Annotated in this window: 16 protein-coding genes; 8 read left to right on the forward strand and 8 right to left on the reverse strand. The window is 43.6% G+C overall.

Features of this window, described 5'->3' with window-relative positions; translation table 11 throughout:
- Positions 1-144 precede the first annotated feature (144 nt).
- Positions 145-786 (forward strand): hypothetical protein, encoded by a 642-nt coding sequence (locus tag OCV12_RS06235; RefSeq protein WP_261885633.1) that lies wholly within the window; start codon positions 145-147, stop codon positions 784-786.
- A 122-nt stretch (positions 787-908) separates the two neighbouring features.
- On the opposite strand, the gene OCV12_RS06240 is transcribed toward OCV12_RS06235, so the two are convergent.
- The 3 genes from OCV12_RS06240 to OCV12_RS06250 all read right to left on the reverse strand — a co-directional run bounded on the left by OCV12_RS06240 (position 909) and on the right by OCV12_RS06250 (position 4,446).
- Complete coding sequence (locus OCV12_RS06240; RefSeq protein ID WP_261885634.1) at positions 909-2,099, reverse strand: amino acid aminotransferase; 1,191 nt, start codon at positions 2,097-2,099, stop codon at positions 909-911.
- Between the two features lie 202 nt (positions 2,100-2,301).
- The gene (locus tag OCV12_RS06245; protein ID WP_261885635.1) at positions 2,302-3,804 is read right to left on the reverse strand and encodes an HD-GYP domain-containing protein; all 1,503 of its coding nucleotides are present in this window, start codon (positions 3,802-3,804) and stop codon (positions 2,302-2,304) included.
- 342 nt (positions 3,805-4,146) lie between these two features.
- Positions 4,147-4,446, reverse strand: a complete 300-nt coding sequence (locus OCV12_RS06250) for a hypothetical protein (protein ID WP_004741582.1) — start codon at positions 4,444-4,446, stop codon at positions 4,147-4,149.
- 218 nt (positions 4,447-4,664) lie between these two features.
- Here OCV12_RS06250 and OCV12_RS06255 point away from each other — a divergent pair, with 218 nt between their 5' ends.
- Both OCV12_RS06255 and OCV12_RS06260 read left to right on the forward strand, forming a co-directional pair.
- Positions 4,665-6,068: an aminotransferase-like domain-containing protein gene (locus OCV12_RS06255; RefSeq protein WP_261885636.1), complete on the forward strand. Its 1,404-nt coding sequence runs from the start codon at positions 4,665-4,667 to the stop codon at positions 6,066-6,068.
- A 127-nt stretch (positions 6,069-6,195) separates the two neighbouring features.
- Positions 6,196-6,402 carry a hypothetical protein gene (locus tag OCV12_RS06260; RefSeq protein WP_176681510.1) on the forward strand — a complete coding sequence of 69 codons (207 nt, stop codon included), beginning with the start codon at positions 6,196-6,198 and terminating at the stop codon, positions 6,400-6,402.
- A gap of 172 nt (positions 6,403-6,574) precedes the next feature.
- Here OCV12_RS06260 and asnS read toward each other — a convergent pair whose 3' ends face one another.
- Entirely contained in the window at positions 6,575-7,975 is a 1,401-nt protein-coding gene (asnS, locus tag OCV12_RS06265) for an asparagine--tRNA ligase (protein WP_176681509.1), read from the reverse strand.
- 719 nt (positions 7,976-8,694) lie between these two features.
- Between asnS and OCV12_RS06270 the strand changes: the two genes are divergently transcribed.
- Positions 8,695-10,185: a SulP family inorganic anion transporter gene (locus OCV12_RS06270; RefSeq protein WP_261885637.1), complete on the forward strand. Its 1,491-nt coding sequence runs from the start codon at positions 8,695-8,697 to the stop codon at positions 10,183-10,185.
- A 113-nt stretch (positions 10,186-10,298) separates the two neighbouring features.
- Here OCV12_RS06270 and OCV12_RS06275 read toward each other — a convergent pair whose 3' ends face one another.
- On the reverse strand, positions 10,299-11,951 hold the full coding sequence (locus OCV12_RS06275) for a methyl-accepting chemotaxis protein (RefSeq protein ID WP_261885638.1): 1,653 nt from the start codon (positions 11,949-11,951) through the stop codon (positions 10,299-10,301).
- Positions 11,952-12,476: 525 nt separating this feature from the next.
- On the opposite strand from OCV12_RS06275, the gene OCV12_RS06280 reads away from it, so the two are divergent.
- Positions 12,477-12,674, forward strand: a complete 198-nt coding sequence (locus OCV12_RS06280) for a hypothetical protein (RefSeq protein ID WP_123923953.1) — start codon at positions 12,477-12,479, stop codon at positions 12,672-12,674.
- Positions 12,675-12,755: 81 nt separating this feature from the next.
- A complete protein-coding gene (locus tag OCV12_RS06285) occupies positions 12,756-13,898 on the forward strand; it encodes an amino acid permease (RefSeq protein WP_239848704.1) in 1,143 nt (380 codons plus the stop codon).
- 399 nt (positions 13,899-14,297) lie between these two features.
- Here OCV12_RS06285 and OCV12_RS06290 read toward each other — a convergent pair whose 3' ends face one another.
- The 3 genes from OCV12_RS06290 to OCV12_RS06300 all read right to left on the reverse strand — a co-directional run bounded on the left by OCV12_RS06290 (position 14,298) and on the right by OCV12_RS06300 (position 17,942).
- Positions 14,298-15,659, reverse strand: a complete 1,362-nt coding sequence (locus tag OCV12_RS06290) for an L-serine ammonia-lyase (RefSeq protein WP_176681506.1) — start codon at positions 15,657-15,659, stop codon at positions 14,298-14,300.
- A gap of 120 nt (positions 15,660-15,779) precedes the next feature.
- Positions 15,780-17,033: an aromatic amino acid transport family protein gene (locus tag OCV12_RS06295; RefSeq protein ID WP_239848656.1), complete on the reverse strand. Its 1,254-nt coding sequence runs from the start codon at positions 17,031-17,033 to the stop codon at positions 15,780-15,782.
- Positions 17,034-17,342: 309 nt separating this feature from the next.
- Positions 17,343-17,942 carry a CoA pyrophosphatase gene (locus OCV12_RS06300; protein WP_261885639.1) on the reverse strand — a complete coding sequence of 200 codons (600 nt, stop codon included), beginning with the start codon at positions 17,940-17,942 and terminating at the stop codon, positions 17,343-17,345.
- Between the two features lie 324 nt (positions 17,943-18,266).
- On the opposite strand from OCV12_RS06300, the gene OCV12_RS06305 reads away from it, so the two are divergent.
- The gene (locus OCV12_RS06305; protein ID WP_017065424.1) at positions 18,267-18,809 is read left to right on the forward strand and encodes a heme NO-binding domain-containing protein; all 543 of its coding nucleotides are present in this window, start codon (positions 18,267-18,269) and stop codon (positions 18,807-18,809) included.
- Position 18,810: 1 nt separating this feature from the next.
- Positions 18,811-20,529 (forward strand): ATP-binding protein, encoded by a 1,719-nt coding sequence (locus OCV12_RS06310; protein WP_261885640.1) that lies wholly within the window; start codon positions 18,811-18,813, stop codon positions 20,527-20,529.
- The last annotated feature ends 69 nt before the right edge of the window (positions 20,530-20,598 follow it).

Below are 20,598 nucleotides of genomic sequence, written 5' to 3' on the forward strand. Positions count from 1 at the left end.
CATCCATTAGTTTGTATGATTTCATGGTACAACATTTGATAATAATTTGCCGTCACAAATCAATCTGTGAGCTAAAACCTTTTTAAAGTCTTAGGGATAGACTAACCTTTCAATTAATGGAGTGACAGTTTAAGGATGATAGGAATGTCGAAGTGGAAGCTTAGTTTTGTATCTGCAGTTTTTATGTTTTCTCCAAGTTTGTGGGCAGCCACTGACGGTGTGGATATTCTTGATTATGACCATATATACGCAACCGCTCATTCGGGTAGTTTGAATGAAGATGCTGGTGGTAATAATAACGCCTCGTCGTTTGGTTTAGGGGTGAGTTACACCATGACGGATGATTGGTTGTTGCTCGGTGATTATAGCGCTCGCTTTATTCACCCTGATGAAAGCACGACTCGAATTGATACCTTAATGGCAGGGGCAGGATATCGTTACAGCATCAAGAAAGACTTAGATATAGTGGCTTCTTACTTGTTGGGTGTTACCAAAGGTGAGGTTGAGCTCAACGGCAGCAATGAAACCTTAGAATCGGATACTGAATTTGTCCAAGGCGTTAAAGCAGAGCTTAACTATGGTTTTGCAAAGCGTTGGATTGCCAATGGCAGCGTGCAGGTGAACCGCAGTGATTTGTTCGACGAAGAGATTTATCACCTAGGTTTGCGTTATCTCGTGACCAACAAATTTGCAATTGGCGGCTCTTACCAACATCGGGATGGTGAAGGTAAAATTCGTAGCGAACGAACCAACGAATTGGGTGTTGAGTTCTTCCTAGAGTACTAACTTAGTTAAACCTAATAGGTTATAGACAGGTACAAAAAAGCCAGCTTAATTGCTGGCTTTTGCATATCTATTGGTCTGCAAGTGCAGGTTTCTGGTTTGCAAATACAGGTAGAGCTTTACGGTTAAAGAACCGCAGCGATACCTTTACATAGAGGACCCATGTTTGACTTAGTCATACCTGCAACGCTGATGCGGCCAGAACCAACAATGTAGATAGCGAATTCATCTTTTAGACGAGTTACTTGCTCTTTGCTTAGGCCAGAGAAAGAGAACATGCCGTTTTGACGTTCGATGAATGTAAAGTCTGCATCAACACCTTCAGATTTCAGTGTTGTTACGAATAGCTCACGCATCTCTTGGATACGGTCACGCATCTCTGCTACTTCCGCTTCCCATTCAGCACGTAGATCAGCATCGCCAAGGATGTGAGTTACTACAGCACTACCGTGCGCTGGTGGGTTAGAGTAGATAGAGCGGATGATGCTCTTAACTTGAGAGAATGCTGTTGTTGCAACGTCTGCAGATTCAGCAACCAGTGTGAATGCACCAACACGCTCGTTGTACAAGCCGAAGTTCTTAGAGAATGAGCTCGCTACTAGGATTTCTTTGTTGTACTGAGCAAACACACGTAGGCCAGCAGCATCTTCTTCAACGCCTTTTGCAAAACCTTGGTAAGCAAAGTCGAATAGAGGAAGCAGTTTCTTTTCAGCAACAAGTTTAGCCAACACTTCCCACTCTTCAGCTGTTGGGTCGATACCTGTTGGGTTATGACAACAACCGTGAAGAAGAACGATGTCGCCTGCAGAAGCTTTCTCTAGGTCAGCAACCATGCCTGCGAAGTCTTTGTCTTTTGTTTCAGCGTTGTAGTAGCTGTATTGAGCCGTCTCGATACCTGCAGCAGCGAAAACGCCGTTATGGTTAGCCCAAGTTGGGTTACTGATCCAGATTTTCACGTCACCCAGTTGGCGTTTGATGAACTCACCCGCTACGCGAAGTGCACCTGTACCGCCTGGAGCTTGTGCTGTTTTAGCGCGTTGAGATGTTACGATCTCTGCATCTGAACCGAAAAGAAGTTTCTGAACCGCTAGACCGTATTCAGCTGTACCTTCAATCGTTAGGTAAGATTTGGTTTTTTCGTTTTCAAGAAGTGCAGCTTCTGCTTTCTTTACTGTTTTAAGTACTGGCGTTTGACCATCTTCATTTTTGTAGATGCCAACACCAAGGTTGATTTTCTCTGCACGAGAGTCTTTTTTAAACTCTTCAGTAAGGCCGAGGATAGGATCGGCGGGAGCAGCTAACACTTTTTCAAACATAATCTTCATCCATGTCAATTGAGAGGGGATAGTATCTATGGGTAGTTATACCTGTATGGAATTTTTAAGACAATACGAAGTGAACAGAAAGACCAAAAAAAATCCATTTCAATCAGATTTATTGACTAAAGAGGGTATTTGATAACAAAACACCCTACGGATTAACCTATAGGGTGCAAGAAGTTAGTGGTTTTTGAAAGGATTATGCGGGCTGAGCAACAAGGCTTTCTCGTTCGAGTTCACTTGCGATATTTTTGCCATCTTTATAGGTCGCGGCAATTGAAACAAACGCTTGTTCAACCGCTAGAAATGCGTCGACAACTTGCGGATCAAAATGCGTCCCATTGCCCTCTAAAATGATCTGTTTAGCTTGCTCATGAGTAAAGGCTGGCTTGTAGACTCGCTTCGAAATGAGTGCATCATAAACATCGGCTAATGCCATTAAACGACCCGATAGTGGAATATCTTCACCAGACAGCTGATTTGGGTAGCCACTGCCATTCCATTTCTCATGGTGAGTTAGGGAAATCTCTTTTGCCACTCTTAAGAAAGAGCTGCTCCCGAGTTGCTTCTCTGCAATAGATAAGGCTTCTGCGCCAATCGCTGGGTGACCTTTCATTATCTCAAACTCTTCGTAAGTCAATTTGCCCGGTTTCAACAGCACGCTATCAGGAACACCAACCTTACCGACATCATGCAATGGCGCAGACTTATAAAGCAGTTCGATATAGTTTGGAGTTAATAAGGCTGAATGGCTTTCAGACTTGCTAAGCTCCTGAGCGAGTACCTTAACGTATTCTTGAGTTCTGAGGATGTGCGCGCCTGTTTCATTATCTCTCGATTCAGCAAGCGCAGATAGGCTGACAATCGCAACGTCGCGTGTGGTTTTCACTTCGTTTTGCGCCGTCTCTAGGCTATCAAGCATGGTGTTGGTCATTGAGGCCATTGAACCAAGTTCGTTGTAACCGAAAATAGGTAAGCGAACACCTTGCTCGCCATTGGTTACTTTGTTCAATGCGCATTCTTGGCTAAGTAGAATACGTTTAATCAACTTGCTCCACAGTGTCATTATGGTAATCGCGTAGCCACCCAGTACCAGAGCCAGATAAATAAATTCCTTAATCACACTGATCTTGCCTGTGCCATCAAGCAAGCGATCTGGGTTGTGCTCGAGCCAGAAAATGTCTTTAACGGCAATCATTGTGAGCATGGTGGTGAGTGTGACTAAAAGCACCATCACCAAGCCAATCATCTGTTTTACTAGAGAGCTTCTTTCTCCAATCAATTGGAAATCAAACTGACCCGTCGCTTCCATCTTATCCATTTGATTGAGCTTGGCGCTTAATTGAAGAATCGTTCCAGTAAAGAAACCAAATAAGCTCATGCCGAACAGTACTTTCAAATTGCTATCAATGGTGAATTCGTAGCTTAGGTTGTAATAGAGCGCGAAAGGGACACTTGCAGTAAAAAACAGTAGGGTATCAAGCTGAGCAAACCGACCTTGTTTGACCAAAGTGTGCTGTGCTAATAGGTAATGACGGACCAGCCAAAGTAAGACGAAGACAATACTAACTTGAGTGAAAATCTCTAACGTCGTTAAGCTTTCGAGCATAGGGCATACCCGACTGCCATAAGTCCCAAATAGCACGCCTGCAATGAGATATAACTTAGTCGTTAGTGATTGATTGTAGTTCGAATTATCCATCAATAAGCCTTTATTCTCAGGTTCAAAAATTTGTTTTTTAGATCTACATAACTTGTAAAGATGCATGCAATTTTATAGATCTATACAATTTTACTGATTCACGATTTGTTGAATTACATGCAATTTGTATAACTGACGTGAATAAGACCGGAAATTCTATCGATAGCTTTCGTGGATTGATACAAGAAAGTGGTTGGTGTTGGGTTTTTGTTAGCTAGGTGGGGATTATTACAGCGTTATTATGAAGAGGTTTGAATAGCCTCGGTTGAGATACGAGGCTATTCCGTCGATGTGCTTACTGAAATCGCGAGTAGTTAACCTTGCGAAAGCCAGTACACCGAATCACTTTTTCAGATTAATTTCAGCTTCAATTGAGCCAGTTTCAATCTCAGGGTGCGATGCCAGTTTGTCAGCTGCCCATTGGTTAATGTGTTTTAGAATTGCAGACACCGCGTGCTTTTCTGTTGGTGCTTGGTCTTGGTCTACATCGAGTTTCTGTTTTGGATGTGAGCCCGTTGCGTCTTCCGCAATGTGTAGCCAGTCTGGATGCCAGTAGTATGGTTGGCCGCTCGGTGTTGTCCAACTATGAACACCGTTTGACTCTCCTTTATAACTTAATTGGTCTGCTTCTATTTTTTTCATTGTTATCTCGCATGTTTTTGGATTACATCAAATTATTGAGGCAGAAAGCCAACTTAGCTCCTGCCTTGGGTACAAACTTAGCAAAGCTTACAAAGTTATCTGTGAACCAATTCACACAATTATAGAAATTAGGTGCAATCATATGGATAGCAGCAATAGTTGATGGCGTTAGTGATAAAATCTCCGGCCAACAAAATTTCTCTAGGTAGTACAATTAGATGGCGCGTTATGAAGAGCTTGCAAAGGATATTCGAACTCAGATCGCTAATAACACATGGCGTTCAGGAGAGAAGATCCCTTCTGTGCGCATGAGTTGTCGCAATTACAACGTCAGCAATAGTACTGTCTTACAAGCCTACCAACTGCTTGAAAGCGAAGGTTGGATCATCGCTAAACCTCAGTCGGGTTATTTCGTGGCCCCAAGAGTGGATGGTGTTGATTACGATCTGCCATCAGCTCCCGAAAAGAAAGCCATCAACGATCGCTTATTCGATTTCTTGAAATCTAGTTCTGCTGAGGGTGTGATTCCTTTTGGCTCGGCATTCCCAGATCCAGATTTGTTCCCTTTACCGACTTTGACTCGTAATCTAGCCAGTGCAGGCAGGAAGATGACTGGTGCCAGTGTGATTAACAATCTGCCACCTGGAAGTGAGTCTTTAAGAAGGCAGATAGCACAGCGTTATCTACAACAAGGAATTACGGTTAATCATCAAGACATCGTGATTACGTCAGGTGCGATGGAAGCGCTCAACTTGAGTCTACAAACTGTCACTAAATCTGGTGACAATGTGGTGATTGAGTCACCTGCGTTCTACGGAGCTTTGCAGGCTGTTGAGAGGTTAGGACTAAACCCTATTGAAGTGGATGTTTGTCCTATTAACGGACTGAACATCGAACAGTTTGAAAATGTCTTAAAAACACAAGACGTGAAAGCGTGTTGGCTAATGACGACCTTTCAAAACCCGACTGGAACCAGCCTTACTGAAGAAGCAAAGCGCCGCATCGTGGAGATTGGTGAGCAATACAATACCTGCATTATTGAAGATGACGTGTATGGCGATCTTTATTACGAAGGACATAAACCTAAGCCATTAAAGGCCTTTGATAAAACTGATTCTGTTTTACTTTGTGGATCTTATTCAAAAAGCCTTTGCCCCGGTTATCGTGTCGGTTGGGTGGTTAACACACGCTTCAACGATGCCATTCAAAAGCTTCAACTTCTTTCTACGCTATCAAGCAGTGCGCCTGTCCAGCTCGGGGTTGCCCACTTTCTCACTCATGAAAGCTACGATAATCACCTTCGTAAACTGCGTAAAAACCTGTTGCTCAGAAAAGAGCGCTTTATTGGCGTACTCAAACAGTACTTCCCGCATTCCATCGAGATTGAAGAGCCTGCTGGTGGATACTTCGTTTGGGTTCGTTTCTCTGAAAAATTCGACAGTCATCAATTCCATCAATTAGCTATTGCCCAAGGCATCAGTGTCGCGTCAGGAGATTTGTTTAGTGAGCAGGGCAGGGTAGACAACGCGATTCGGTTGAACTTCTCTTACGAGCTTACCGAAGAGAAAGAGCAAGCCCTGATCTTACTAGGCAAGCTTGCACATCAACTTACGCACTCGTAAAACCTTAAGTCGCTCATAAAACAGAAAATGATTGCAACTGTACGGGTTGTTTGTGGCGTAACTGTACGCCTTATAGAGCAGAGAGTTGTGATTCAATGACGGTAGACTAAATATTGGAGATACCGTTATGTTGAAAATGACCATGGGAAACGAAGTTAAGCTAATCATCGTTGCTATTGTGTGTGCTCTTCTGCTTATCCTCGGCCACGTACTACTCGCAAAAGCTTTCGCTGATATGGCTTGGGCAGAATACACAACCGCAGCAATCCCATTCGTTATGATGGCAATTTGCGGTCTCGCGATAAAGTACGCTAGCGCTCAAGATGTTGATTGAGCTTTGTTATATCGACTAAGCACTGAAATGCCAATTAAGCACTGAATAGCTAGTTTTTGTCAGCGTTATACCGTTAGCCTTAATCGTTTAATTTATCCCGAATATAAAAAAACCTCCGCAAGTGCGGAGGTTTTTATTTGTTCTTAACTTTTAATTTCGATTACGTATCGAATTAGAAGTTTGCAGAGCGTGGTGTACGTGGGAACGGGATAACGTCACGAACGTTGCCCATACCAGTTACGTAAGATACTAGACGCTCGAAGCCAAGACCGAAGCCTGCGTGTGGCACTGTGCCGTATTTACGTAGGTCGCGGTACCAGCTCATGTGCTCAGGGTCGATACCCATAGCAACCATGCGCTCGTCTAGAATGTCTAGACGCTCTTCACGTTGTGCACCACCGATGATTTCACCGATGCCTGGTGCAAGTACGTCCATAGCTGCAACTGTTTTGCCGTCGTCGTTTAAGCGCATGTAGAAAGCTTTGATGTCTTTCGGGTAGTTCTTAACGATAACAGGAGCTTTAAAGTGCTCTTCAGCTAGGTAACGTTCATGCTCAGAAGACATGTCGATACCCCACTCAACGTCAAACTCAAATTTCTTACCAGAGTCTAGTAGGATTTGGATTGCGTCTGTGTAGTCAACTTGTGCGAAATCAGCGTCTACGAATTGCTCTAGACGAGTGATTGCTTGCTTGTCGATGCGAGAAGCGAAGAACTCAAGATCATCGCGGCGCTCTTCAAGAACAGCTGCGAAAACGTACTTAAGCATGTCTTCAGCCAGTTTCGCTACATCGTTAAGGTCTGCAAACGCAACTTCAGGCTCAACCATCCAGAACTCAGCTAGGTGGCGGCTTGTGTTTGAGTTTTCAGCACGGAACGTAGGACCGAACGTGTAAACTTTGCTTAGTGCACAAGCGTAAGCTTCAGCATTAAGTTGGCCAGATACTGTTAGGAAAGTTTCTTTACCGAAGAAATCTTCGTTGAAATCAACTTTGCCTTCGTCAGTGCGAGGTAGGTTTTCCATATCTAGCGTAGATACGCGGAACATTTCACCTGCGCCTTCAGCATCAGAAGCAGTAATAAGTGGAGCCGAAGTCCAGAAGAAACCTTGCTCGTGGTAGAAACGGTGAATCGCTTGCGATAGACAGTTACGTACACGTGCTACTGCGCCGATCACGTTAGTACGTGGACGTAGGTGAGCAACTTCACGAAGGTATTCGATAGAGTGACGTGTCTTAGCCATTGGGTAAGTGTCAGCATCTTCAACCCAGCCAACAACTTTAACGTCAGTTGCTGCTAGTTCGAAATCTTGACCTTTTGCAGGAGACTCAACAATCTTGCCAGTTACTTCAACAGAGCAGCCAGTGGTTAGCTTTAGTACTTCGTTTTCGTAATTATTAAGATTATTAGGGACCACGGCCTGAATCGGGTCGAAACAAGAGCCGTCATAAATGGCAAGGAAAGAGATTCCAGCTTTGGAATCACGACGTGAACGGATCCAGCCGCGAACAGTTACTTCACTGTCTACCGCTAGCTTGCCGCCAAGTACGTCTGTTACAGGCGCGTAAGTCATGTTGGTTTCATTCTCCATTGAGGGACAAATTCAACACAATGTTTGCAACCGATTGTTTATAGTTCGCTAAATTCTGAACAAAAAACAGTCGAAACATTGGGTTGTATAAACTTTTTAAATCAATGGAACATATTACCTGTCATACAGAGAGCTTCAACCTTTATTCTTGCTTGTGGAAAGAAATATTTCGAATCAAAGCAAGAAAAATCATTGAGGGTTGGTTTTTTGTTCAATCTCACGAGGCGCTATTTTGGAAAACAGGGACTAGATATCAATATCCAGAGTACTAAAGCAAGAGAATAAGCAATGAATCAAGAGCTTATCAACGGGGAATCAATGCTGACTAATCAACATTGAGCCACACTGGTGAATTGATGCACAATCGCAATCTTTGTTTTCGATAATGACTGTGTGATTGGGCTCAGACTCACTCTATATTGGCGCGGCTTTAGCCCATTTTGTTTAAGCTCACTCTCTTTGAACTGAACCAATTGAGCGGCGAAGTCGATTTCCCATCACTGAGCTGGCTATCAGCTTATTTAGAAACTCAATGAACAACCTACTAGAGGAGTTTAATATTCACGTGTTAATTACGCCGCCTTAACCCCTGCATTCTCTCTACACCCGCACTTTTCGAGCGCTCGCTCATTCATGAAAAACAGTCGATCAAATTATGTCTGAACAAGGCAGGACTGGCTGTACAAGTAAAAGAGAATTACATGCTTAATTATTTAAAAAAACACTGGTTATCTAACGTTAAAGGAGATTCATTATCTGGGATTGTGGTTGCACTCGCATTGATCCCTGAAGCCATCGCATTTTCCATTATTGCAGGCGTCGACCCTAAGGTTGGCTTGTATGCTTCATTCTGTATTTGTGTGGTTACCGCCTTAGTTGGTAGTCGCCCGGGAATGATATCCGGAGCAACAGGCGCAATGGCGCTGCTTATGGTTACCTTGGTGAAGGACTACGGACTCGAATATCTGCTCGCCGCTTCATTCTTAGCTGGTCTTATTCAAATCGCAGCGGGCTATTTAAAGCTGGGCAACTTAATGAACTTTGTTTCAAAATCGGTGATCACTGGTTTTGTTAACGCACTCGCTATTCTTATCTTTTTGGCTCAGCTCCCCGAGTTAATTAACGTACCTTCGAGTGTTTACCTATTAGTTGTTCTCGGCTTAGCCATTATTTATCTGCTTCCTTATCTTCCTAAATATGGCCGTGCGATACCTTCACCTCTGGTCGCGATTGTTGTGCTTACTATCATCAGCTTGATGCTTGGTTTAGATGTTAGAACGATTGGTGACATGGGGAAACTCCCAGATTCAATGCCTGTGTTTTTAATCCCGAACATCCCATTCACGCTTGAGACATTCGAAATCATACTGCCTTACTCCATTGCTCTTTCTGTTGTTGGTATTCTGGAGTCTTTGATGACAGCAACGATTGTCGATGACCTGACTGATACGGAAAGCAACAAGAACAACGAATGTAAAGGGCAGGGCGTAGCCAATATTGTGGCTTCACTGTTTGGTGGTATGGCTGGCTGTGCCATGATCGGCCAATCGATCATCAACATCAAATCTGGTGGGTTAACCCGACTATCAAGCATGATCGCTGGTGTTGTTTTGCTGCTGATGGTGGTGTTTGCGTCTGACTGGTTGAGATTGATACCAATGGCGGCGTTAGTGTCTGTGATGATTATGGTTTCAATCGGCACGTTCTCTTGGCGTTCTATTGTTGAACTTAAGGATCACACGCTTCCTACCAATGTGACGATGTTAGCGACGGTGGTTGTGGTGGTGTTTACACATAACCTAGCGATAGGTGTTGCGGTGGGCGTGGTTCTGTCTGCGTTATTTTATGCGCATGCCAGCAAATCGATGGTCTTTATTTCTGATGAAGTGGTCACTAATAAGCTGCACACTATTCACCGAGTGAAAGGTCATGTGTTCTTTGCCTCTTCTGATGCGTTTGTCGACTTATTTGATTACGACAATGCAACGTCGCTGGTGACGATCGATATTACCGATGCGTCTTTCCTCGATAACACGTCGGTTGAAGCGCTCGACAAGGTGGTGTTCAAGTTCCGTAAGAAGGGGGCTTATGTAGAAGTCTCTGGAATGGATACTGTGAGTGCGAACCTCATCTTCAAACATGCGATGTATCATAAGCATAAAGACTTAACGGCGGTTTCAATTACGCACTAGTCACTGTTTGGTTTGAGTCCGATCTCGAACTCTCAGCAAAGACAGCTAAAGAACACAAAGCGCTCATGAAGGAGCGCTTTTTTGTTGGTTGGCAGTAACGTAACTCTATCGACTTAAGATTTGATGTTGGTCTTTGAGCTCTGTTTTGAATTCGGCTTTGACTGAGACAAGGTGAATTGATTAATCAGCGATTCAAGATGATCAGACAGCTCTTCTAGGTCATTGCTGATGTCACGGGTTTCAGCCGCAGATTGCGATGTGTTATTAGCGTGAGAAGTGATGGTTTCGACTTTCTGCTGAACATCTTTAGTAGCCTGTGTGGTGGATTGGGTCTGCTGTTGAATGTTCTGCGCATGTGCCAACACTTGCTTCATCTCTTCTACCACACCATTCATTTCAACAGACAGAGCATCGATATCGCTTGAGCTTTGATGTGCTTGTTCGCAAACATGGTCAGCAGAGGTCAACGACTCTTCACTGCCTTGCTGGAACTGATGGATAATTGATTCAATACTGCCTGTTGCTTCTGCTGTGCGTGATGCGAGATGACGGACTTCATCAGCAACGACGGCAAAACCACGACCTTGCTCACCAGCACGCGCGGCTTCAATGGCTGCATTGAGTGCCAGCAGGTTGGTTTGATCGGCAATGCCACGAATCACGCTCAATATTGAAGAGACTTCTCCGGTTTGCTCATTGAGTGTTTGTATCTTGTGCTTCACTTCTTCAATGCTGGTCACTAGGTTCTTTATTTCACTGCTTGCATCGTGCGCTTGGTTAGCACTTTTGCACGCCACATCGGCGGTGTGGTTGATGAGCTCTGATGCGGTTAACGTCGCTTGTTCTACATTAACCTGTTGAGATTGTATCCCTTCAACATTGTTTTGTACTTCCGCGGTTTCATGTTGCTGATCGCTCGCTGCTTGTTCCGTAATTTGTGCAACGCTGGTCAGTTGGTTGGCAGACGCATTCAGTTTGTGCGAAGTATCTTGTACCTTCTCTAAACTGTCAGAAACCGTGCCCATAAAAGAGTTGATGGAGTTGGCGAGCGTACCAATCTCATCTTTGCTTTGCGCTGGTAAACGGGTCGATAGGTTCTTGTCGCTGCTAACTTGCGTCATAAAACGAGAAGTCTGTTGAAGAGGGCGAACAATGATCTTACGAATCAGCCCCATCGTCAGTACAAAACCCGCAAAGGAGATCACCGCCATAATGCCAATCGCAGCCATGGTTTGAGTGTTAATCAACGAATTAACGTGGCTAAGGTTGTACTCCAAGCGAATAGCACCTAACACTTCACCTTCTGGTGCCATGTGGCATGCTACGCAGTTGGTGCCACGATAATTTTCGCTCGACCTCATAGGCAAGGCAATCACTAAGCCTTTGCCCCAATCAGCAGAGAATGGCTCGATCACGGTTTCACCAGCTAGCGCGCGCTTATCAATATCATCAACGGGTGTTTGGTTGTCATTACCTGGGCCGTAGAGTTTGCTCACAGCATCGGCGCGTAATACACGAACGTCTTCAATACCTTCTTGTGCCAATGCTTTCTGACGCAGGGTTTCTTTCTGTGCCATGGTGCCAGTCAGCATCATCATATTGAGACTATCGAAATAGTTACTCGCTTTATCGTGTAGCTGTTCACTCAGCACTGAATTAACAAGTTGTTTTTGCTGTGAATATTGAAAATAGGTCGATATCGCGAGCAAAAAAGTGAACACGATGGCGAGGGCCACTAGGATTTTAAAGGTGATTGTTGAGCGCATAAGGTGTTTGTTTTTATTAATTATAATGACGCGCATACTTTACGTGTAATAGACCCTACCCCCTATGGGGTATAGTGAATTGTGTGACCACACTCCGGTTGTGGTTATGTTTCTGTGATGTAGCGAGTTTGTGTTGTAATTGATTCTGTATTTGAGGTTCAAATAAGCTCGCGTCTACTTTTGGTCTATTGCTAGGGTATTGACAGCTAATCGTTTCGGTAAGAATGCCACTTTTACGGCTGTTATATGATTTTGAACGTTCTTTGTACAGGCATTGTGGTTAATGGTGTTGGTGAATTTATCGTTCTGATTTTTATCAGTAATGATTATTGTTTTATGTGGTTTGGTGGTTGATTTGTATCCAAACTGCTGTTTTGTTCAATTTAATAGCAAAAAGTGTGGCTATAGCGTTGTGTTTCGAGTCTCATTCGATAAGATGAAACGACCTCTAATGCTAGAGGTAGGGCAGCAACGGATACGCTGCTTCAAATACTATGGAATGTGACTCAATTATTGGACACATACATGAAATTCAAGATTACATCGCCGATTATTGAACCTACGGAAGGTTCACCACATCAGTTAACGCTTACTCACGCTTCTCGTTTTACCTCTCTTAAGACAAGCTCCCCTTTGAACGCCCTGTTCGACAACGTCTCTGCACGCTTCTTTACCGCTTATCGCTCCTATTGTTATTCGTTTTATAACTTTATTTCTATCTGAACTCCTTTGTCATCCGCTTGATGTACGAAGACTCACACCTATAAAAACTAAACAAATAAGTTAAAAATAATGAATATTAAAATGATGGGTAGCTCCCTAATTATCGCTGGTACCGCTCTCGGTGCTGGTATGCTCGCGATCCCAATGGTTTTAGCTCAATTCGGATTGCTTTACGGCACGTTGCTTATGGTTCTGATCTGTTTCGGTACCACTTATGCAGCTCTATTACTTCTAGAAGCGACCATCAAAGCCGGTGGCGGTCTAGGGTTGAACTCTATTGCTCGAAAAACCTTGGGCAAACAAGGCCAGTTGCTTACCAACGGTTTGCTTTACGCGTTATTGATTTGCCTATTAATGGCTTACATTTTGGGCGCGGGTGACTTGCTGAGTAAGTTACTGTCTAACTTCGGTGTAGACATTACCGCAACGTCTAGCCAAATCACGTTCACCTTGCTTGCCGGTGCCGTTGTTGCAAGTGGTACAGGTGTGATTGATAAACTGAACCGTGCATTGTTCTTCGTGATGCTAGCAAGCTTGTTTGCAACCATGGCGTTTTTGGCACCAAGCATGACGCAAGAGAACTTGATGCAGGTAACCAGCCACAATCACGTTGATCTGATCAAAACCAGCGCAATTCTGTTCACCAGCTTTGGCTTTATGGTTGTGATTCCAACCTTGGTGTCTTACAACCACGAAGCGACAGATAAACAGTTACGTAACATGGTGATTGTTGGTTCTCTGATTCCGTTGGTGTGTTACTTATGCTGGCTGTTTGCGGTAGTCGGTAACCTGAGTGAAGAGCAATTCCGTAGCTTTAAGAATGTTTCTGATTTGATGGCGGCGTTTGAGGCTCAATCTCCTTGGGTGGGTAACGTGCTTTCTACCTTCACAGGTTTGGCGTTGTTGACTTCTTTCTTTGGTGTGGCGATGGCTCTGTTCAACCAGAATAAAGATATGTTCAACCAAAACACAGCAGTGACTTACTGCATTAGCTTCATCTTGCCGCTAGCGGGTTCACTGCTTGCGGCAGACAAGTTCCTACAAGTGTTGAACTACGCAGGTATCATCTTAGTGTTCTTAGCTGTATTTGTTCCTCTGGTGATGGTTCATAAGCAACGCTTTATGAAAGTAGCTGAAGACAGATATAGCGCAGAAGGTGGCAAGCCGATGATGCTTTTCTCATTGTTGTTTGGTTGCTTCTTGCTTATCTCGCAAGTGATTTAACAAAACAATTTCTTCGGTTGAATAATTAGGGCGTGTTGACCTTTTGTGGTTAAATTTTGTTCGAGATAAAAGCGTTTTAATCGCGGCGAGGGGGAAGTAGCCTAGTCACTCTAAGCAAATCCCCCTCAACAAAGAGTAAAACGCTTTTTGCGGGGGCGCCCAGCTCGAACCCTTCGGGCAGCGTTTGCTGGTCATTTCTACTACGTTATCGGCTTCTCATGTAGGTTAGCTACACATCAAAGCCTCTGCCTTGTATAAATACCCAGCAACTCGCTGCAAAAATCAGCTCGAAAGATCAACACGCCCTAGTCACCAAGCTTTAGCTCCAAAAGCTTCAGATACAAAAAAAGGAACGCCGTGGCGTTCCTTTTTTATTATCGGTTTATTAATTCAGAATGATTAACAAACAACCTTAACAGCCAAACCACCTTGAGAAGTCTCACGGTATTTAGCATTCATGTCTTTACCTGTTTCTAGCATCGTTTCGATAACTTTATCTAGAGAAACAGTAGGAGCAGAAGAACGACGAAGTGCCATACGAGCAGAGTTGATTGCTTTAACAGCAGCAATACCGTTACGCTCGATACATGGTACTTGTACTTGGCCTGCAACTGGGTCACATGTAAGACCTAGGTTGTGTTCCATGCCAATTTCCGCAGCCATGCAAACTTGCTCTGGGCTACCACCCATAAGCTCAGCAAGACCAGCAGCAGCCATAGAACATGCCACACCAACTTCACCTTGACAGCCAACTTCAGCACCAGAGATAGAAGCGTTACGCTTGTAAAGACCACCGATCGCGCCAGAGGCTGCGAAGTAACGAGTGTAGTCTTTCTCTGTCACTGTTTGGATGAACTTATCGTAGTAAGCCAGTACTGCAGGGATGATGCCACATGCGCCGTTTGTTGGAGCCGTTACTACACGACCGCCCGCAGCGTTTTCTTCGTTTACTGCGAAAGCAAACATGTTCACCCAGTCAACAACCGTCATTGGATCGTTCGTTGTTTTTTCTGAAGTGATTAGCTGTTGACGAAGTGCTGCAGCACGACGAGGTACACGCAGTGGACCAGGCAGGATACCTTCAGTATTCATACCGCGATCCATACACTCACGCATCGTTTTCCAGATGTTTGCGAAGTAAGTACGAGACTCTTCGTCTGAGTGGAAAGCCGCTTGGTTTTTCATAACCAGTGTACTGATAGAAAGACCGCTTTCTTTACACTGATTAACCAGCTCTTCAGCTGTTGTAAATTCGTAAGGTGCTTTGATTGGGTTTTCTTCTTCTTTGCCGAAGTTCTCTTCGTCAACGATGAAACCGCCACCAATTGAGTAGTAAGTTTTTGAGTATGCTACTTCGTCGTCAACCCAAGCGTGAATGCTCATGCCATTCTCGTGTAGAGAAAGGTTGCTAGTATGGAAGTTCATACCGCCATCGCGTGGGAACGATACTGTATGACAGTGCATGCCAACAGGAAGGCGTTCAGTTTCTTCTACGCGAGCAATGAAGCCAGCGATAGAATCGATATCAACACGCTCAGGAGTATTGCCAGCAAGACCCATGATGATTGCGATATCTGTGTGGTGACCTTTCCCTGTCAGTGATAGTGATCCATATACGTCCACGGTGATTTTAGTGATGTCGCGCAATTTTCCCATTGAACGTAGGTCATCAATAAATTCTTTACCCGCTTTCATTGGTCCAACTGTGTGTGAGCTCGATGGACCAACACCGATTTTATAGATATCAAATACACTAATCATAGCGATTACCTCAAAAAGAGAGCCTCCCAAGGGGAGTAGGGAGGCTCATTTATTATCATTATATTTTGTGTCTAATCTCGCGATATAAGATGAAAGCCATCTTATAAAAAGTGCTTAAGATTAAAGAGCGCCGTAGATTACAGAACTAATAGCCGCTAGACCACATAAAGCTGTAAAGATTTGTACAGGTGCTGAAGTTTTGTACTTAGCCATTGCTGGTACTTTTTGCATCGCGAATACAGGCATTAGGAACAGGATAGCTGCAATCATTGGAGCACCCATTGTTTCAATCATACCTAGGATGCTTGGGTTAACTACCGCAACAATCCAAGTTGTAACAACGATGAACGCTAGAGATGCTTTTTCGATAGTGCTTACTGAAGAACCAGAGCGAGACTTGATTAGACCAACAAGACCTTCGTGAGCACCTAGGAAGTGACCGAAGTAGCTTGAAGTAATCGCTGCGAACGCTACTAGAGGACCCATGTAAGAGATAAGTGGAGACTCATGTACGTTTGCTAGGTAAGAAAGAACAGAGATGTTCTGTGCTTGTGCTGTTGCTAGTTGCTCTGGAGATAGAGAAAGAACTACAGAGAATACGAAGAACATTACAAAACCCATCAGCATCATTGCTGCGCCGCCAGTGATAGCGTCAGTTTTCTTAACTGCGTTTTCACCGTATACACGACGTTGCTCTTTAGAGAACTGTGAAATGATTGGGCTGTGGTTGAAAGAGAACACGATGATTGGAATTGCAAGCCAGATAATAGAAGGCATTGTTGACCATTCTGGGCTAACTTCCATCATTGAAGTGTTCCAGTCAGGAACTAGGTAGAAAGACAGTGCTAGTAGGATGAATACTAGTGGGTAAACCATCGCTGACGTTGCTTTAAGCATCAGCTCTTTACCGAATACAACACCCGCTGTCATAGCAAGGATAAGCGCACCAGAAAGAAGAGGACGTGGAATAGATTCCATACCCATTTGGTTTACTAGGAAAGAATCAACTGTGTTTGTGATACCAACACCGTAGATAAGAACGATTGGGTAGATAGCGAAGAAGTAAGCGAAAGTAATAATGTTTGCGCCAGTCTTACCGAAGTGTTCTTCAACTGTGTCTGTAATATCTGCTTCAGGGTTTTTAGCTGACAGTACGAAACGAGCTAGAGATTTGTGTGCGAACCAAGTCATTGGTGCCGCGATTAGAGCTAGGATAACTAATGGCCAAAAACCACCCGCACCTGCTTTGATTGGAAGAAATAGTACGCCAGCACCAACTGCTGTACCGAATAGTGATAAACACCAGGTAAAATCTTTATAGTTAAACTTGCTTGAATCTTTAACGGCATTTGCCGAAGAAGTTGTTGTGTTCATGTTAAATTACTCATTTTTTGGGAACAGGAAATAAGTCGGGGCTAATTCTGCAGAATTTTCGTCTGCAAAAAATAGATCTAAATCATGTAATGAAACGGCGTGTCACATGATATGCGAAAAACGGATTTTTGATCACGAAAATAGCGTGCCACAGGTGATTTATGTTTATGCTTGGTATTAGTTTTTTTTATGCGAAAGGGCGGGTTGTATAGATCTATAACAGGTAAACGTTTGCGTAAAATTGCATTAATAATTCTGTTCCATACAAAGCTTGCGATTTGTTAACAGAGATTAAACAAAACGTAGTTGCTATGTAATTCGTTGCACTACATGTTGCTGCAGTGACTGAATGATTTGAGCCGTAACGCCCCAAATTAGGTGCTCTTGGAAGGGCATGGCAAAAACGCGATGCTTGATTTGTTTAAAGTTGACCATGTGGCTGTGCAATTTCGCTTGGTCTAAAACATAAGTGGCAGGAACCTCAAAAATGGAGGCTACTTCGTTCTCATCGATGATGGGGTTATAGTCAGGATCAACTAATGCGACAATCGGCGTAACAGAAAATTTACTAATGGTACTCAAGGCGGGTAATTGCCCAACAATTTTAACCTGATCCGATCGAATCCCCACCTCTTCGTGCAGTTCTCTTAGTGCCGTAAATTGCATAGATGGGTCGGAAAGCTCATGTTTGCCACCCGGAAAACTGACTTGGCCAGGGTGGTGCTTAAGATGTGCTGCTCTTTTAGTAAAAATGACATGTAAACCATCCTCTCTTTCAACTAAACCGACAACGACTGCTGCCTTACGAAGCTCTTCTCCGCTGATGTGAGAAACACGCTCGACAGACTCAGGGTGGTAGCCAACGGCTGGGTTAAGTTGAAACTGTTGAAGGAAGTTATCTCGGTTCATATCATGCCAATATATTGATTATTATGCCTTTAAGTATAGGCATAACCCGTAAGCTAACGCCAACCTTGGTGTAAATTGGGTCTAATTAGTTAACAAAGCGGGTCTGTTTGAGTATAAAACCTGTCTACCTTATAAGTTAACCGCTTATGAATCGGGCTTTTGTTTCAAATTCTCACTTTTTGCTATATTCAATATGGGCATATGAGTAGGTAACCGTTATCAATGTCATAAAATTGAGCAATAAAACGCATCTTTTTTGATTAAGAATTTGATAACAACAACTTAGTGGCTCATTCTAAAAAGAAATAGATCAAAAGGTATGAAATGAAAGGAATCATATTCACCGAATTCTTAGAGCTTGTTGAAGATAAGTTCGGTTTAGAGCTTTTGGAAGAAGTTTTAGAAATGTCGGAAGATGAAGGGATCTATACATCGGTTGGTAGTTACGACCACAAAGATCTCGTTAAACTCATCATTAACCTCAGTAAAAAAACAGATATTGATGCGGCCAGCCTCCAGCGTGTGTTTGGACAGTCAGTATTTAAGAACTTACTGGCCTCTTTACCGAATAAAGCGAGCCTTGCTCATAGCAATACCACCTTCCAATTTATTCAGCACGTAGAGCGCTATATTCACGTAGAAGTGAAGAAGCTCTATCCAGACGCTGAGCCACCAGAATTTAGCTTTATCACCACAACAGAAGCACAGCTTGTTTTTGACTACAAAAGCGCAAGATGTATGTCTCATGTTTGTTTAGGGCTTATCGAAGGGTGCGCTGAATACCACGGTGAATCTATTGCGGTGGAGATGACGCCACAAAATGATGACCAGAGCGTGGTTAGGTTTAATCTCAAAGTAGAAAAGTGATATGGATCCGGCCTCAGCCCTAGAGAAAAAACTTAAACGCCAAATTGCTGCGCGAAAAGCAGCAGAAGCTTTGTTGGAACAAAAGAGCCTTGAACTTTTTGAGGCCAACCAACAACTCGAGCTTGCACTGCGTCAGTTAGAGAAGCGTTCCAATGCAAACATACGTCGCATTGAATTCCAAGAACAAATCGACAACCTGTTGATTGATTTCGGACGCGCTTTTCTGAGTAATGATCTTGATGACGTCATGTTGTCACAATTGACGACAAGTGTGACCAACAGTTATCTGATTGAAGCCAGTCGTTTGATTTTGCCTCCCAAGCTGCTCCCTCAATTACACACTTATGACTATGGTGATGAAACCGTCGAGGTGATAGAGCAAGATATTCAAGAGCCTCATTGGCAAGGCAACCACCTTACCGTGCCATTAGAGGTTGAAAAGGTCATAGTCGGCGCGTTAATTGTGAAGGTCAGGGTGTTAGACCAAGATTTCGAATTCATCCAAAGCCAACTGTTGTTAGTTACCGACCTTATTTGTAGTGCCTTAACCCACCAGCTTGCTATCAATCGAAACATTGAATCACGTAAACGAGCAGAAGAATCTGAAAGAGCAACGCGTGACTTTGTCGCAATGATCAACCACGAATTAAGAACCCCGCTTAATGGCCTACTAGGTAGTGCCGAATTGATCAGCGATACCGAACTGAATAGCTCTCAACGTGAAATAGTGAACAACTTAAGTCAATCTGGAGAGTTTCTCAGAACCATCATTAATGACCTATTGGATTACAGTAAAATCAACGCGGGAATGTTGGAGTTAATACCGAAGAAGTTCGCGCTTCATGATTTGAGAAATACTATCGATAGTATCTTTACCAATCGAGCACTTGAAAAGCAGCTTAAGTTTGATGTTGATGTAGACAAAGGTGTACCGAGCCATTTCTATGGTGACTTAGAGCGTATTACTCAACTGTTCGTAAACTTGATTGGAAACGCCATCAAGTTCACGGATAAAGGACATGTGAGCGTTGAGATTAAATGGTTGAGAGACCAATTTATTTTTTCCGTAGAGGACACTGGAGTTGGGATCGCTCAATCCTCTCATAAGACACTGTTTGAACCTTTTACTCAGGCGGATAATTCAAGTAGTCGAAACTACGAAGGGACTGGGCTTGGTCTCGCCATCTGTCGTAAGCTAGTAGGTTTGATGCACGGTGATATTAGCGTGACCAGTGTTGTTGGCTCAGGCACGACTTTTACCATCTCGATTCCTCTTCAAGTGGTCGATATGCCAACAGAGAGCGACCAAGTATCGAAAGGCTTTGAATCTGAGGGAGAGCTGTCTCTACTGAAAGTGCTGGTGGTCGATGATATTAAGATGAACCAGATAATCATCCAACAGATGCTGCGTAAACATGAAATAGAGCCCGCGATAGCTAGTAATGGTATAGAGGGGTTAGAACTCGCATCAGACAATGAATACGACATTGTATTTATGGACTGTAGAATGCCTGTCATGGATGGCTTTGAGGCGACAGAAAAGCTCAGAGAGAAAGGTTACGCCAAATCGATTGTGGCGCTAACAGCTGGTACGACTTTAGAAGAGCGAGAGCGTTGCATCAAGTGTGGGATGGATGACATTTTGAGTAAGCCATACACCGCCAATGACCTAAAAGAGATGCTTAAAAAGTGGGGCATGACACCGTCCAATGCCGCCTGACGGTATCCATATATTATTTGAGACAGTAAAAAGCCGAAGTGATCATTTAGATGACTTCGGCTTTTTTAT

It is taken from the genome of Vibrio pomeroyi, assembly GCF_024347595.1.
In the GTDB taxonomy this organism is placed as follows: domain Bacteria; phylum Pseudomonadota; class Gammaproteobacteria; order Enterobacterales; family Vibrionaceae; genus Vibrio; species Vibrio pomeroyi.

Coding starts and splice junctions, on each gene's coding strand:
- OCV12_RS06235 (WP_261885633.1), top strand. CDS start 145: ATGTCGAAGTGGAAGCTTAGTTTTGTATCTGCAGTTTTTATGTTTTCT.
- OCV12_RS06240 (WP_261885634.1), bottom strand. CDS start 2,099: ATGTTTGAAAAAGTGTTAGCTGCTCCCGCCGATCCTATCCTCGGCCTT.
- OCV12_RS06245 (WP_261885635.1), bottom strand. CDS start 3,804: ATGGATAATTCGAACTACAATCAATCACTAACGACTAAGTTATATCTC.
- OCV12_RS06250 (WP_004741582.1), bottom strand. CDS start 4,446: ATGAAAAAAATAGAAGCAGACCAATTAAGTTATAAAGGAGAGTCAAAC.
- OCV12_RS06255 (WP_261885636.1), top strand. CDS start 4,665: ATGGCGCGTTATGAAGAGCTTGCAAAGGATATTCGAACTCAGATCGCT.
- OCV12_RS06260 (WP_176681510.1), top strand. CDS start 6,196: ATGTTGAAAATGACCATGGGAAACGAAGTTAAGCTAATCATCGTTGCT.
- asnS (WP_176681509.1), bottom strand. CDS start 7,975: ATGACTTACGCGCCTGTAACAGACGTACTTGGCGGCAAGCTAGCGGTA.
- OCV12_RS06270 (WP_261885637.1), top strand. CDS start 8,695: ATGCTTAATTATTTAAAAAAACACTGGTTATCTAACGTTAAAGGAGAT.
- OCV12_RS06275 (WP_261885638.1), bottom strand. CDS start 11,951: ATGCGCTCAACAATCACCTTTAAAATCCTAGTGGCCCTCGCCATCGTG.
- OCV12_RS06280 (WP_123923953.1), top strand. CDS start 12,477: ATGAAATTCAAGATTACATCGCCGATTATTGAACCTACGGAAGGTTCA.
- OCV12_RS06285 (WP_239848704.1), top strand. CDS start 12,756: ATGATGGGTAGCTCCCTAATTATCGCTGGTACCGCTCTCGGTGCTGGT.
- OCV12_RS06290 (WP_176681506.1), bottom strand. CDS start 15,659: ATGATTAGTGTATTTGATATCTATAAAATCGGTGTTGGTCCATCGAGC.
- OCV12_RS06295 (WP_239848656.1), bottom strand. CDS start 17,033: ATGAACACAACAACTTCTTCGGCAAATGCCGTTAAAGATTCAAGCAAG.
- OCV12_RS06300 (WP_261885639.1), bottom strand. CDS start 17,942: ATGAACCGAGATAACTTCCTTCAACAGTTTCAACTTAACCCAGCCGTT.
- OCV12_RS06305 (WP_017065424.1), top strand. CDS start 18,267: ATGAAAGGAATCATATTCACCGAATTCTTAGAGCTTGTTGAAGATAAG.
- OCV12_RS06310 (WP_261885640.1), top strand. CDS start 18,811: ATGGATCCGGCCTCAGCCCTAGAGAAAAAACTTAAACGCCAAATTGCT.